Annotated in this window: 12 protein-coding genes; 4 read left to right on the top strand and 8 right to left on the bottom strand. The window is 69.7% G+C overall.

The features are described 5' to 3' along the window. Positions 1 to 23: 23 nt before the first annotated feature. Complete coding sequence (locus RIU97_RS20435; RefSeq protein WP_404958800.1) at positions 24 to 1,409, bottom strand: serine hydrolase domain-containing protein; 1,386 nt, start codon at positions 1,407 to 1,409, stop codon at positions 24 to 26. 9 nt (positions 1,410 to 1,418) lie between these two features. Beyond that, entirely contained in the window at positions 1,419 to 2,882 is a 1,464-nt protein-coding gene (gene dnaB, locus RIU97_RS20430; protein WP_404962886.1) for a replicative DNA helicase, read from the bottom strand. 452 nt (positions 2,883 to 3,334) lie between these two features. Here dnaB and RIU97_RS20425 point away from each other — a divergent pair, with 452 nt between their 5' ends. Beyond that, positions 3,335 to 4,672 (top strand): MATE family efflux transporter, encoded by a 1,338-nt coding sequence (locus tag RIU97_RS20425; protein WP_404958798.1) that lies wholly within the window; start codon positions 3,335 to 3,337, stop codon positions 4,670 to 4,672. Between the two features lie 98 nt (positions 4,673 to 4,770). Here the strand turns inward: RIU97_RS20425 and rplI are convergent, their stop codons facing one another. From rplI to rpsF, 4 genes are all read right to left on the bottom strand, one after another. Then, the gene (gene rplI, locus RIU97_RS20420; RefSeq protein ID WP_351290121.1) at positions 4,771 to 5,217 is read right to left on the bottom strand and encodes a 50S ribosomal protein L9; all 447 of its coding nucleotides are present in this window, start codon (positions 5,215 to 5,217) and stop codon (positions 4,771 to 4,773) included. Positions 5,218 to 5,235: 18 nt separating this feature from the next. Further along, positions 5,236 to 5,472 carry a 30S ribosomal protein S18 gene (rpsR, locus tag RIU97_RS20415; RefSeq protein WP_005315025.1) on the bottom strand — a complete coding sequence of 79 codons (237 nt, stop codon included), beginning with the start codon at positions 5,470 to 5,472 and terminating at the stop codon, positions 5,236 to 5,238. Positions 5,473 to 5,515: 43 nt separating this feature from the next. Beyond that, entirely contained in the window at positions 5,516 to 6,112 is a 597-nt protein-coding gene (locus tag RIU97_RS20410; protein ID WP_319721203.1) for a single-stranded DNA-binding protein, read from the bottom strand. A gap of 72 nt (positions 6,113 to 6,184) precedes the next feature. After that, a complete protein-coding gene (gene rpsF, locus RIU97_RS20405; RefSeq protein WP_004950685.1) occupies positions 6,185 to 6,475 on the bottom strand; it encodes a 30S ribosomal protein S6 in 291 nt (96 codons plus the stop codon). Positions 6,476 to 6,723: 248 nt separating this feature from the next. Between rpsF and RIU97_RS20400 the strand changes: the two genes are divergently transcribed. The 3 genes from RIU97_RS20400 (at position 6,724) to RIU97_RS20390 (ending at position 9,365) form a co-directional block, all read left to right on the top strand. Next, positions 6,724 to 7,029 (top strand): hypothetical protein, encoded by a 306-nt coding sequence (locus RIU97_RS20400; protein ID WP_404958793.1) that lies wholly within the window; start codon positions 6,724 to 6,726, stop codon positions 7,027 to 7,029. Positions 7,030 to 7,171: 142 nt separating this feature from the next. Then, entirely contained in the window at positions 7,172 to 8,290 is a 1,119-nt protein-coding gene (locus RIU97_RS20395) for a lipid II:glycine glycyltransferase FemX (protein WP_404958791.1), read from the top strand. 43 nt (positions 8,291 to 8,333) lie between these two features. Further along, positions 8,334 to 9,365: an alanine racemase gene (locus RIU97_RS20390; protein WP_351290129.1), complete on the top strand. Its 1,032-nt coding sequence runs from the start codon at positions 8,334 to 8,336 to the stop codon at positions 9,363 to 9,365. Positions 9,366 to 9,374: 9 nt separating this feature from the next. Here RIU97_RS20390 and RIU97_RS20385 read toward each other — a convergent pair whose 3' ends face one another. Then, positions 9,375 to 10,835, bottom strand: coding sequence for a glycosyltransferase family 87 protein (locus tag RIU97_RS20385; protein WP_404958789.1), 1,461 nt, complete (start codon positions 10,833 to 10,835; stop codon positions 9,375 to 9,377). Positions 10,836 to 10,929: 94 nt separating this feature from the next. Then, positions 10,930 to 13,536 carry a transglycosylase domain-containing protein gene (locus RIU97_RS20380; protein WP_404958787.1) on the bottom strand — a complete coding sequence of 869 codons (2,607 nt, stop codon included), beginning with the start codon at positions 13,534 to 13,536 and terminating at the stop codon, positions 10,930 to 10,932. Positions 13,537 to 13,631: the final 95 nt, after the last annotated feature.

The following is a 13,631-nucleotide window of genomic DNA, read 5'->3' as shown; positions in this document are numbered from 1 at the left end:
GGCGCCGGTTCGGACCCGGCCCGTCAGCCGATGCCCCGCCAGCCCTGCGGGTCCACCCCGCCGGGCACCGGAGCCTGGGGGTCGTACGGCTCGCGCGTGAACACGAAGGACGCCAGATCGAGGTGGCTCACCGAGCCGTCCTCGCGGCGCACCGCCCGCAGCGTCTCACCGGCGTAGTAGCCGGACAGTCCGGTCCAGGTGCCGTCCGGCCCGGGACGGAATCGGGCCGTGCGCCCGGCCGCGCCCACCGGGCCCAGCTCCAGCAGCCCGTCCGCCGTCAGCCGCACCGCCTGCGCCGAAGTCCCCCAGTACCAGGGGCCGCACAGCTCCAGCGGCACCCGGTCCGACTCCAGGAAGGGCCGCCACGGCCGCGGGAACCGGGGCTCGGCGTCCGCCACGATCCCGACCAGTTCCGCGGCCACAGTCGCGGCCGGAAGGCCCGACGTGCAGTTCGCCAGCACCACCGCCGCCACGTCGTCGGCCTCGCTCAGCCACAGTCCCGCGACGAAACCGGGCAGCGATCCGCTGTGGCCCGCGAGCCTCCGCTCGCCGACGGCCGTCAGCTGCACCCCCAGCCCGTAGCCGAGGTCGGCGAAACCGGGCTCCGGAGGCGCCGCCGGCGTGCGCATCTCCCGTACGGAATCCGCGCTCAGGACCCGCTCGTCACCGCGCAACAGGAAGTCGGCGAACCGGGCCAGGTCCTTGGTCGTGGACCACAGTTGTCCCGCCGGGGCCATCAGACCCAGGTCCTCCAGCGGCTCGGGCATCATCACGTCCGCCCACGGGTGCACCGCCCAGCCGCCCGCGTGCGGGGCCTGCGGCTGCCCGCTCGTGCGGTCCAGCCCCAGGGGCTCCAGCACCTCGGCCCGCAGCACCTCTTCCCAGGGCTGCCCGCGCAGCGCCTCCACCAGCGAACCCAGCAGGGTGTAGCCCGGGTTGGAGTAGTGGTGACGGCTTCCCGGCGTGTGGGCGAACGGCTCGTCACCCAGGACGTCGGCGAGCTCGGGCCGCAGTTCGCCGGGGGTGCGCTCCCACCACTCGCCGGGGGTCTCCGCCGCCAGTCCGCCGGTGTGCGCCAGCAGCTGAGCGATGGTCACCTCACCGGCGCCCGTCCCCGGCAGGTGCTTCTCCAGCGGATCCGAGAGCCGCACAAGCCCCTCGTCCCGCAGGCGCATCACCAGAACAGCCGTGAAGGTCTTGGTGATCGAGCCGATCCGGTACTGGACGTTGCCGTCCGGACCGTGTCCTTCGACCGAGGTCCGAGAGCCCTCCCACACCACCTCCCCGCCGCGCACGACGGCGGCGACGACGGACGGCGCCCGCCCCGCGCTCTGCGCGACGGCGATCCGGTGCCTGAGAGCACGCCGGGTGGCGGGAAGCAGTTCCAGGTCCTCAGAAAGATCATCCATGCTCGGATGCTACGTGTTGGCCATGTCCACGAAGCGCGAATAATGGCCCTGGAAAGCCACGGTGATCGTGGCCGTGGGGCCGTTGCGGTGCTTGGCCACGATCAGGTCCGCCTCACCAGCGCGGGGGGACTCCTTCTCGTACGCGTCCTCGCGGTGCAGCAGGATCACCATGTCCGCGTCCTGCTCGATTGAGCCCGATTCACGCAGGTCGGAGACCATCGGCTTCTTGTCGGTGCGCTGTTCCGGACCACGGTTCAGCTGGGAGAGCGCGATCACGGGAACCTCGAGCTCCTTCGCCAGCAGCTTGAGGTTTCGGGACATGTCCGAGACCTCCTGCTGACGGCTCTCGGGACGGCGCGAGCCGCCCGACTGCATCAGCTGGAGGTAGTCGATGACGACGAGCGAGAGGTCGTTGCGCTGCTTGAGCCGGCGGCACTTGGCCCGGATCTCCATCATCGACAGGTTGGGGGAGTCGTCGATGTAGAGCGGGGCGGCGGAGACGTCCGGCATCCGGCGGGCGAGCCGGGTCCAGTCGTCGTCCGTCATCGTGCCCGAGCGCATGTGGTGCAGCGCCACCCGGGCCTCCGCCGAGAGCAGGCGCATGGCGATCTCGTTGCGCCCCATTTCGAGGGAGAAGATCACGCTCGGCAGGTTGCTCTTGATGGAGCAGGCCCGGGCGAAGTCCAGGGCGAGCGTGGACTTGCCCATCGCGGGACGGGCCGCGATGACGATCATCTGCCCCGGGTGCAGGCCGTTGGTCAGCGAGTCCAGGTCCGTGAAACCGGTGGGGACGCCCGACATCTGGCCGCTGCGCGAACCGATGGCCTCGATCTCGTCGAGGGCGCCCTCCATGATGTCGCCGAGCGGCAGGTAGTCCTCGGAGGTCCGCTGCTCGGTGACGGCGTAGATCTCGGCCTGGGCGCTGTTGACGATCTCGTCGACGTCGCCGTCGGCCGCATAGCCCATCTGCGTGATCTTCGTGCCGGCGGCGACCAGGCGGCGCAGGACGGCCCGCTCGTGGACGATCTCCGCGTAGTACTCGGCGTTGGCCGCCGTCGGCACGGACTGGACCAGGGTGTGCAGGTACGAGGCCCCGCCGACCTTGCTGATCTCGCCGCGCCGGGTCAGCTCCGCGCCGACGGTGATCGGGTCGGCCGGCTCGCCCTTGGCGTACAGGTCGAGGATGGCCTGGAAGATCGTCTCGTGCGAGGGCCGGTAGAAGTCGTGGCCCTTGATGACCTCGACCACGTCGGCGATGGCGTCCTTCGAGAGCAGCATGCCGCCGAGCACCGACTGCTCGGCGTCCAGGTCCTGCGGGGGCACGCGCTCGAAGCCGCCCCCGCCGCCCTCCCAGGAGCCGCCCTCGCGGCCCCGGTCGTGCTGTTCGTCCCCGCGGCCACGGCCTTCGCTGTTGCGGCGCGGACGGGCGGGCAGACGGTCACCTGGACCGCTGTCGGCCCAGGGGTCGTCCATGGGCTCGGGCATGCTCACCGGGCCGCCTCCTCCCGTCCGCTACGCGGACCTCGCCGTGCCACTCTTTCTATGACACGGCTCTGACATTTGGGGCACCCGAATCGGCTGTCGGCGAGTCGGGCAACGCACCACGGTAGGGCCGGGAGCGGCGTCAGCCAATCTTGTTATCCACAGGCTGTGTGGATGAGATGTGGATGACGGCGCCAATGCTGTGGGTAACTCACCGGAAGCTGTGTACGGACCGGGGGACGACGCTGTGGACAAAATCACCCGCGCCACCCCGTTACCCCACTTGACCTGGGATTTCCCTCTCCAGAGGCGGTGGGGAAGAAAAATTTTGGCCACTGTCTCGAGATCGCCTCCAACGAGTCGCGGAGATGGCTCACATCGGCGCCACAGTAAGGACCACAGATGGATTGCATCCATTACCTGTGGAAGATTAGATTGAGCGCATGACACAGGCCCTCACAGCACCCGAGGCTGGGCCGAGACGGCACGACCGAGAGATCTTCGCGCTCGCTGTCCCGGCCTTCGGCGCACTCGTCGCCGAGCCCCTCTTCGTGATGGCCGACAGCGCCATCGTGGGACACCTCGGCACTCCCCAGCTCGCCGGCCTCGGCATCGCCGCCGCACTGCTCACCACCGCCGTGAGCGTCTTCGTCTTCCTCGCCTACGCCACCACCGCGGCCGTCTCCCGCCGGGTCGGCGCGGGCGACCTGCAAGCGGCCATCCGGCAGGGCATGGACGGCATCTGGCTCGCCCTCCTGCTCGGCGCGGCCGTCGTCGCCGTGGTGCTGCCCGCGGCGCCGTGGCTGATCTCCCTCTTCGGAGCCTCCGACACCGTCGCCCCGTACGCCGTCACGTATCTGCGGATCTCCGCCTTCGGCATCCCGCCGATGCTCATGGTCCTGGCCGCCACCGGGGTCATCCGCGGCCTCCAGGACACCCGCACCCCGCTCTGCGTGGCCATCGGCGGCTTCACCCTCAACGTGGGCCTGAACGCCGCCCTCGTCTACGGTGCGGGCCTCGGCATCGCCGGCTCCGCCTGGGGCACGGTCATCGCCCAGTGCGCGATGGCAGCCGCCTATCTCGTCGTGGTCGTCCGCGGAGCCCGGCGGAACGGCGCCTCCCTGCGCCCGGACCCTGCCGGTATACGGGCCTGCGCCCAGGCCGGAGCGCCCCTGCTGGTCCGCACCCTGTCCCTGCGCGCCATCCTGATGATCGCGACCGCCGTCGCCGCCCGGCTCGGCGACGCCGACATCGCCGCCCACCAGATCCTCCTCGCCCTGTGGAGCCTGCTCGCCTTCGCGCTCGACGCCATAGCGATCGCCGGGCAGGCCATCATCGGCCGCTACCTGGGCGCGGGGGACACGGAAGGCGCCAAGGCCGTATGCCGGCGCATGGTGCAGTGGGGCATCGCCTCGGGCGTCGTGCTGGGCCTGCTCGTGGTCCTGGCCCGCCCCGTGTTCATTCCGCTGTTCACCAGCGATCCGGCGGTCGAGGCGGCCCTGCTGCCCGCCCTGCTGGTCGTGGCCCTCTCCCAGCCGGTCTCGGGCATCGTCTTCGTGCTCGACGGCGTCCTCATGGGCGCGGGCGACGGCCGCTACCTGGCCCGGGCCATGCTCCTGACCCTTGCCGCGTTCGTCCCGGCCGCGCTCCTCGTCCCGGTCGTGGGCGGCGGCATCACGACGCTCTGGTGGGCCATGACCCTGATGATGCTCGTCCGGATGGTCACCCTCCGGGTGCGCGCCCGCTCGGGCCGCTGGCTGATCGCAGGAGCCACCCGTTAGCCGAGCCGGTGTTTCACGATGTTTCACGTGAAACACGGAGGCACCGGGAAACGACGAAGGGCCGCACCCCGAGGGGTGCGGCCCTTCACGTGCAGCCCTTAGGCGGCGATGACCTCGATGCCCACGTTCGCGGCGACCTCGGCGTGCAGACGCACGGAGACCTGGTACGAACCGAGGGTCTTGATCGGGGCGCCCAGCTCAACGCGGCGCTTGTCGACCTTCGGACCACCGGAAGCCTCGATCGCCGTGGCGATGTCGGACGGGGTCACGGAGCCGAAGAGACGGCCGGCGTCACCCGCACGGGTGGCCAGACGCACCTTCACGCCCTCGAGCTTGGCCTTGACCTCGTTGGCCTGCTCGATGGTCGCGATCTCGTGGATCTTGCGGGCGCGGCGGATCTGCGCCACGTCCTTCTCGCCACCCTTGGTCCAGCGGATCGCGAAACCACGCGGGACCAGGTAGTTGCGAGCGTAACCGTCCTTGACGTCGACGACATCGCCGGCGGTGCCGAGGCCAGAGACCTCGTGGGTCAGGATGATCTTCATTAGTCGGTCACCCTTTCCTTATCGCGCGGTGGACGTGTAGGGCAGCAGCGCCATCTCACGGCTGTTCTTAACGGCCGTGGCGACGTCACGCTGGTGCTGCGTGCAGTTGCCGGTAACGCGGCGGGCACGGATCTTGCCGCGGTCGGAAATGAACTTCCGCAGCATGTTCGTGTCCTTGTAGTCCACGTACGCGGTCTTGTCCTTGCAGAATGCGCAGACCTTCTTCTTAGGCTTGCGCACAGGCGGCTTCGCCATTGTGTCTCTCCTGTGTGATCAAGAAGTGGGGATGCGAGCTGCCCTAGAAGGGCGGCTCGTCCGAGTAGCCACCGCCGGAGCCGCCGGAGCTTCCGCCCCAGCCGCCCCCGCCGCCGCCCTGCTGCTGGCCACCGGCCGGCGCGCTGGACGCCCACGGGTCGTCGGAGGGACCTCCGCCGCCCTGCGGGGCGCCGCCGCTGGGGGCTCCGCCCCAGCCACCGCCGCCACCCTGCTGCTGGCCGCCACCGCCGCCGTACCCACCCTGGCCACCGCGACCGCTGGTCTTGGCGACCTTGGCCGTGGCGCTCTTCAGGCTGGGGCCGACTTCCTCGACGTCCAGCTCGTAGACCGTGCGCTTGACACCCTCACGGTCCTCGTACGACCGCTGCTTCAGCCGGCCCTGCACGATGACGCGCATGCCCCGCTGAAGGGACTCGGCGACGTTCTCCGCCGCCTGACGCCAGACCGAGCAGGTCAGGAACAGGCCTTCGCCGTCCTTCCACTCATTGGTCTGCTTGTCGAAGATGCGGGGAGTGGACGCGACACGGAACTTCGCGACCGCCGCACCCGAGGGGGTGAAGCGCAGCTCGGGGTCGTCGACGAGATTGCCGACGACCGTGATGACGGTCTCGCCTGCCATGGGTGAACCTCTCGGCGGGGATTGCTGCTGGGCTGCTGTGCTACTCGGTCCCGATTACCGCTGAACCGAAGTTCAGTGGGTCTCGGGGCGAAGGACCTTGGTCCGGAGAACCGACTCGTTCAGGTTCATCTGTCGGTCAAGCTCCTTGACGACCGCAGGCTCGGCCTGAAGGTCGATGACCGAGTAGATGCCCTCGGGCTTCTTCTTGATCTCGTAAGCGAGACGACGACGGCCCCAGGTGTCGACCTTCTCGACCTTTCCGTTGCCCTCACGGACGACGGAGAGGAAGTTCTCGATCAGCGGGGAGACAGCGCGCTCCTCGAGATCGGGGTCGAGGATGACCATCACTTCGTAGTGACGCATGTGGAACCCACCTCCTTTGGACTCAGCGGCCACGGTCGTTCCGTGGCAGGAGGGTCGTGATGCGTGCGCACGGTGTCCGAGAGCAGACACCGCGCAGCTGTACAGACTACCTCCTCGACTCCTTCCGGTTGAAATCCGACGGGAGGGGGCCCCAATCTGTATCCATCGGGTGTGCTCGGTGCTATGCCCCGGCCCTTGCCGGAGGCGGCTCCCAGCACCGCTCTGCTTCAGCCAGGAGGTGCCTTCCGATGGCACAGGCCATGCGACCGCAGTCCCAGATCTCGCTCCTCGCGACCGACGGCAAGCCCCATCCGCTGCAGGACACCCTGATGGCGGCCACCCTGATCCTCGGAGCCGTGGCGTTCGTCACGGCTTTCTTCCACGGTCTGCACCTGCTCACCACGTGGGCCGGCCTGATCGGGATCCTGACCGGCGCGTACGGACAGTTCATCTCCGTCACGACACGCGAGCGCTTCGCCCTGATCATCGGCCTTGGCGCGTCTGCCATCGGCTTCTTCATCGGCATGTTCCACGGCGGCCTCTTCGGCGGCTGACCGGCCCGGCCCGGGCACCTCCGCGGCAGGGCGCCGGCTCCGCACCGGCCCGGGCCTCCGGCCCGTCCCCCAGATGGGTGGCGCCCTTGTCGCAGTAGGCTTCGCGCCATAGCCAGCGAAGCCGCCGGAGGAGACGCCCCGCATGAGCCTGTCCCTGAGGACCATCAGCCGAGAGCAGCATCTGGGTTACCTCCAGAGCCTGCCCTCGGCTAGCCACTGCCAGGTCCCGGCGTGGGCCGACGTGAAGAACGAGTGGCGTTCCGAGAACCTCGGATGGTTCAACGAGTCCGATGAACTCGTCGGTGCCGCCCTCGTGCTGTACCGCCAGCTGCCCAAGGTGAAGCGGTACCTCGCCTACCTCCCCGAGGGCCCGGTCATCAACTGGTACGCCCCGAATCTGGAGGAGTGGCTCCAGCCGATGCTGGCCCACCTCAAGCAGCAGGGCGCCTTCACCGTGAAGATGGGCCCGCCCGTCGTCATCCGCCGCTGGAACTCGACCGCCATCAAGGCCGGCATCCAGGACCCGGGCGTGAAGCGCCTGCGCGACGTGGAGGCCTCGGTCATCGAGCCCCGCGCCTTCGAGGTGTCCGACAAGCTGCGCCGCATGGGCTGGCAGCAGGCCGAGGACGGCGGCGCCGGTTTCGGCGACGTACAGCCCCGCTACGTCTTCCAGGTGCCGCTGGCCAACCGCTCGCTGGACGACGTCCTCAAGGGCTTCAACCAGCTGTGGCGCCGCAACATCAAGAAGGCCGAGAAGGCCGGCGTCGAGGTGGTCCAGGGCGGCTACGACGACCTGCCGACCTGGCAGCACCTGTACGAGATCACGGCCGAGCGCGACAAGTTCCGCCCGCGCCCGCTCAGCTACTTCCAGCGCCAGTGGACGGCCCTCAACGCCGAGGACCCGAACCGGATGCGCCTGTACATCGCCACGCACGAGGGGGAGCCGCTGGCCGCCGCCACGATGCTCACCGTCGGCCAGCACGTCTGGTACTCCTACGGCGCCTCCGCCAACCACAAGCGCGAGGTCCGGCCCTCCAACGCGATGCAGTGGCGCATGCTGCGCGACTCGTACGCACTCGGCGCCAGCGTCTACGACCTGCGCGGCATTTCTGACACGCTGGACGAGAACGACCACCTGTTCGGGCTGATCCAGTTCAAGGTCGGCACGGGCGGCGAGGCCGTCGAGTACGTCGGCGAGTGGGACTTCCCGCTCAACAAGGTGCTGCACAAGGCGCTCGACATCTACATGTCGCGCCGCTGATCCCCTGACCCCCGCTGTTATCGAGAAAGGTGCCGGACGGGCCATGGCGCTCACGCTCTACGTCGACACCGCGCGCTGGCGTGCGCACCAGAAGCAGATCCAGGACCAGTTCCCCGGGATGATCCCGGTCTGCAAGGGCAACGGTTACGGCTTCGGCCACGAGCGGCTGTGCGAGGAGGCGACCCGGATGGGCGCCGACGTACTCGCCGTCGGCACGACGTACGAGGCCGCGAGCATCAAGGACTGGTTCGGCGGCGACCTGCTCGTCCTCACCCCGTTCCGGCGGGGCGAGGAGCCGGTGCCGCTGCCGGACCGGGTCATCCGCTCGGTGTCCTCGCTGGACGGGGTCCGCGGTCTGGTCGGCGCCCGCGTGGTCATCGAGTGCATGAGCTCGATGCGCCGCCACGGCATCTCCGAGCAGGATCTGGGCCAGCTGCACGGGGCCATCGAGGACGTCCGGCTGGAGGGCTTCGCCCTGCACCTGCCGCTGGACCGTCCGGACGGCTCGGACGCCGTCGAGGAGGTCATCGGGTGGATGGACCGGCTGCGCGCGGCCCGGCTGCCGCTGCACACCATGTTCGTCAGCCACCTGCGGGCCGCGGAACTGGCACGGCTCCAGCAGCAGTTCCCGCAGACCCGTTTCCGGGCCCGCATCGGCACCCGGCTGTGGCTGGGCGACCACGAGGCGACCGAGTACCGCGGTGCGGTCCTCGACGTCACGCGCGTGGCCAAGGGCGACCGGTTCGGCTACCGGCAGCAGAAGGCCGCCTCCGACGGCTGGCTGGTCGTGGTCGCCGGCGGTACCTCGCACGGAGTCGGCCTGGAGGCCCCCAAGGCGCTCCACGGAGTGATGCCGCGCGCCAAGGGCGTCGCCCGGGCCGGCCTGGCCACCGTCAACCGGAACCTGTCGCCCTTCGTGTGGGCGGGCAAGCAGCGCTGGTTCGCGGAGCCGCCGCACATGCAGGTGTCGATCCTGTTCGTGCCCTCGGACGCGACCGAGCCCAAGGTCGGCGACGAGCTCGTGGCGCACCTGCGCCACACCACCACGCAGTTCGACCGGGTGCTCGACGCCTGAGCAGGCCCGTCAGTCCTTGGGGCCCGTGCCCCAGGCGACCCGCTGTCCCTCCGAGGGCGCCGCGTACCGCGGCGCCCTCGCCGCGTCCGACAGCACGAACACGTCCTCGGCCCCGTCCAGGACGCCGCCCGAGGGGTCGTCCGAGCCGTCGCGGCGTACGACGTCCCGCTCGGGCAGCAGGATGTCCCGGACGATGACCGCGCACAGGTACAGGGTGGCCAGCAGGTGGGCGGCGATCGCCAGCTGGTAGCCCTCCACGGGCAGGCCCTGGTGCTTGTCCCCGCTGGTCGTGTAGGCGAGGTAGAACCAGATCCCGAGGAAGTAGGCGACCTCGCCGGCCTGCCAGATCAGGAAGTCCCGCCAGCGCGGCCGGGCCAGTGCGGCGAGCGGGATGAGCCACAGCACGTACTGCGGCGAGTAGACCTTGTTGCACAGGATGAAGGCGGCGACGACCAGGAAGGCCAGCTGCGCGAACCGGGGGCGGCGGGGGGCGGTCAGGGTGAGCAGCGCGATGGCCCCGCACAGCAGGAGGGTCAGCCCGGTCGCGTACGTGTTGGCGTCTTCCATGGGGTTGCCCGAGCGCTGCGAGATCAGCAGCCACACGGAGCCGAAGTCGATGGGGCGTTCCTGGCTGAACGTGTAGAACTTCGTCCAGCCGTCCCAGGCGAAGAGCATGACGGGCAGGTTCACGGTGAGCCAGGCCTGCGCCGCGCCGAAGGCGGCCAAGCCGAATTCGCGCCACTTCCCGGCCCGCCAGCAGAGCACGAACAGCACCCCGAGCAGCAGGACGGGATAGAGCTTGGCCGCGGTGGCCAGGCCGATCAGGACGCCGAAGAGGACCGTCCGCCCGCGGGACCACATGAGCATCCCGGCGGCGGTCAGGGCGATGGCCAGCAGGTCCCAGTTGATCGTGGCCGTCAGTGCGAAGGCGGGCGCGAGGGCGAAGAGCAGGGCGTCCCAGGGCCGGCGGCGGTGGGTGCGCGCGACGCATACGGCGATGACCGCCGCGCAGGCCATCAGCATGCCCGCGTTGACCATCCAGTACATCTGCTCGCGGTGCTGCATGGAGCCGCTGTCGGGGGTCAGCCAGGAGGCGATCTCCATGAAGAGCCCGGTGAGCACCGGGTACTCCAGGTACTCCATGTCGCCGGGCAGCCGGTCGAAGTAGGGCGTCAGGTTGTCGGCGAAGCCGCGTACCGCGTACAGGTGCGGGATGTCGGAGTAGCAGGCGTGGGTGTACTGCGAGCCCGCTCCCCGGAACCACGCCCAGTCGTAGCAGGGCAGCTTCTGCACCATGCCGAGCGCGAACATGCCGATGGCGAGGAGGGCCACGACGCGGACCGGTCCCAGCCAGTGGCCGCCGAGCCGGGCGTAGCGGCCCAGCGGGCCTCCGATGAGCTCACTGCCGGCTGCGGCGACCTCGTCCTGCTGTGTGGGCAGTACGGGACGGTCCTCGTGCACCTGGGTCATGGGGGTCATCCTGCCGTACGGGGCCGGACACGGGGGAAGGCCGCCGCACGGCGTGTGCGACGGCCTTCCTCTGTTCACGGGGCGGTGGGGCGGGTCAGTCCGGCACGGTGCCGGTGGTCCCTCCGGTGGTGCCGCAAGGGCGGCCCGGTCTGCAGCTGTTCGACGGGGACGGCGATCCGCTGGCCCCGCCCTGGGTGCCGGCGATGACCCCCGAATTGGTGCCGGTGTTCGTGCCTCCGTTGGTCGTCCCGCGCGTGGGGTCGTCCGGCTCGCAGTACAGCTTCCACGGCGGGCAGGACGGCTTCCCGCCCTTGGACGGGGTCGGGGACGGCGTCGGGGAGGTCGACGGGGTCGCCGACGGGGACGGGGACGGCGAGGCGGGAGCCGGCGGCGTGGGGGAGGGGGCACCCGCGGAGTCGGCGGTGACGCCGACGGCGTCGGGTTCCGGGAAGTCCGATTCCGGAGTGTCCTTGAGCGCTTCGCTCATGTACTCGGTCCAGATCTCGGCCGGGATGTCACCACCGTGGATGGACGGGATGGCGCCCACGCCGTTCATGGACTGAAGCTTCCGGTCCTGCGAATTGGGATCGGTGCGGAAGAGGACGACGGAGGTGGACAGCTCCGGGGTGTAGCCGACGAACCACGCCGACTTGTTCTCGTCCGTGGTACCGGTCTTGCCCGCGGCGGGCCGGCCCAGCTTCTTGGCCGCCTTGCCGGTGCCGTTCTTGACGACGTTCTGCAGGACCTTGGTGATGTTGTCCGCGACGGCGTTGTCCATGGCCCGCTGGGGCTTGGGGGGCTCGAAGCCGGACAGCTCCTCGCCGTCCTTCATGACCTGGGTCACCGAGTAGGGCTCGTGGTGCATGCCGGAGGCGGCGAACGTGGCGTACGAGTCGGCCATCCGGATGGCGCTGGGGGTCGAGGTGCCGAGGGCGGAGGAGGCGTCCGGGTTCGGGTTGATCGACTCCTCGAGGATGCCCGTGGACTTGGCCAGGTCCCGCACCTTGGTGTGGCCGACATCGAAGATCAGCTGGGCGAACGGGACGTTGATGGACTTCTCCATCGCCTCGTTGAGGGTGACGTACCCGTAGGCGGTCGGGCTCTCGTTCTTCTGCTTGAACGGGTTGCCCTTGGCGTCGCGCAGCGGCCTGCCCTCACGGTTGTTGATCACCGTGAGGTCGTTGGCCTGGTACTTGCTGTCGGCCGAGATGCCCCGGCCGTTGGAGTTCTGGGTGCCGTACTGCATGGCCGCCGCGAGCACGTACGGCTTCCAGGTCGAGCCGACCGGGACACCACTGGTGTTGGCGTTGTTGCTGAAGTACTTCTGGTCCCAGCCCGGGCCGCCGTACAGGGCCACGAGCGCCCCGGTCTTGACGTCCACGGAGGCCCCGCCGAACTGGACGAAGGTGTCGGTGTCGGGCCGCTTCTTCTCGTCGATGAAGCCGTCGCGGGCGTCCGCCACGGCCTTGGCCAGGGCGTCCACCCTCGGCTTCTCGAAGGTGGTCTTGATCCGGTAGCCGCCCAGGGCCATCTGCTCGACGGTGATGCCCTTGGTCTTCATCACGTACGCCTTGGCCGTGTCGACCAGGTAGCCGATCTGGCCGGTCATACCGCGGGCCTGCTCCGACTCGACGCGGGCGGGGAAGTCCGAGTCCTTGTACTTCGCCCGCTCGGTCTTGTCCATCCGGCCGACCTCGACCTCGCGGTCCAGCACCCAGGCCCAGCGCTTGCGGGCCCGGTCCTCATTGAGTTCGGGGGTGGCCTGGGCGCCGATGCCGCCGTCCGGGTTGTAGAGGTTCGGGCCCTTGAGCACGGAGGCCAGGAAGGCGCACTCGGAGGGGTTCAGGTCCTGGCTGTCCTTGCCGAAGTAGGCGCGGGCCGCGGCCTGGATTCCGTAGGCGTCCCGCCCGTAGTAGGCGGTGTTGAGGTACCCCGCGAGGACCTTGTCCTTCGGCTCGGAGACACCCAGCCTTATCGCGATGAAGAGCTCCGTGACCTTCCGCTTGAGCGTCTGGTCGGAGTCCAGGTAGGTGTTCTTCACGTACTGCTGGGTGATGGTCGAGCCGCCCTGGGTGGAACCGCCCGTGGCCATGTTCCAGACGGCGCGGCCGACACCCATCGGGTCGACGCCCTTGTCCGTCTCGAAGGACTCGTTCTCCGCCGCGATCACGGCGTCCCTCATCGACCGGGGGATGTTCGAGATGGGAACGATCTGCCGGTTCATCGAACCGCCCGTCGCCACCATCTGGCTGCCGTCGGCCCAGTAGAAGACGTTGTTCTGCGCCTTGGCCGCCTTGTTCGGGTCCGGCGTGCTCACCATGGCGATGCCGATGCCGGCTCCGGCGATGAGGACCGCGAAGAAGCCGAGGGCGGTGCCCGAGACGAACTTCCAGGAGGGCACGAAGCGCTTCCAGCCGTCCCGGTCGGACCGCGGGTAGTTGATCAGCCGCTTGTCCGGGCGGCCCGTGCCGCGAGCGGCGTTCGCGGCGCCTCTGCCGCGGCCCCCGGCCCCTCTCTGGGTGGCACGGCGGGCCCCGGCACGGCTGCCCGGCACGGGCTGCTCGTACGGGCCGCTGTGCGACGCGGTGGGGACGTCACGTCCGGCCGGGGCGCCCCTGCCGGGGCGCTGCGGCGCGGCGCGGCGGGCTGAGGCCCGCCCGCCACCCTGGGGCTGCGGCGGTTTACGGCGGTGCTCGCTCATCGAACGACTACTCCTCGGGCAGGCGAGTGGCCTGGAAGCGGCAGATGAATTCCGGTTCCCCCGGTGTCATGGCGCACAGACTACGCACGCTCAAA

Origin of the sequence: Streptomyces sp. 147326 (assembly GCF_045000215.1) — a bacterium.
GTDB lineage: Bacteria > Actinomycetota > Actinomycetes > Streptomycetales > Streptomycetaceae > Streptomyces.
The sequence above is the reverse complement of the archived record's forward strand: the minus strand, read 5'-3'. Positions and strand labels throughout refer to the sequence as shown.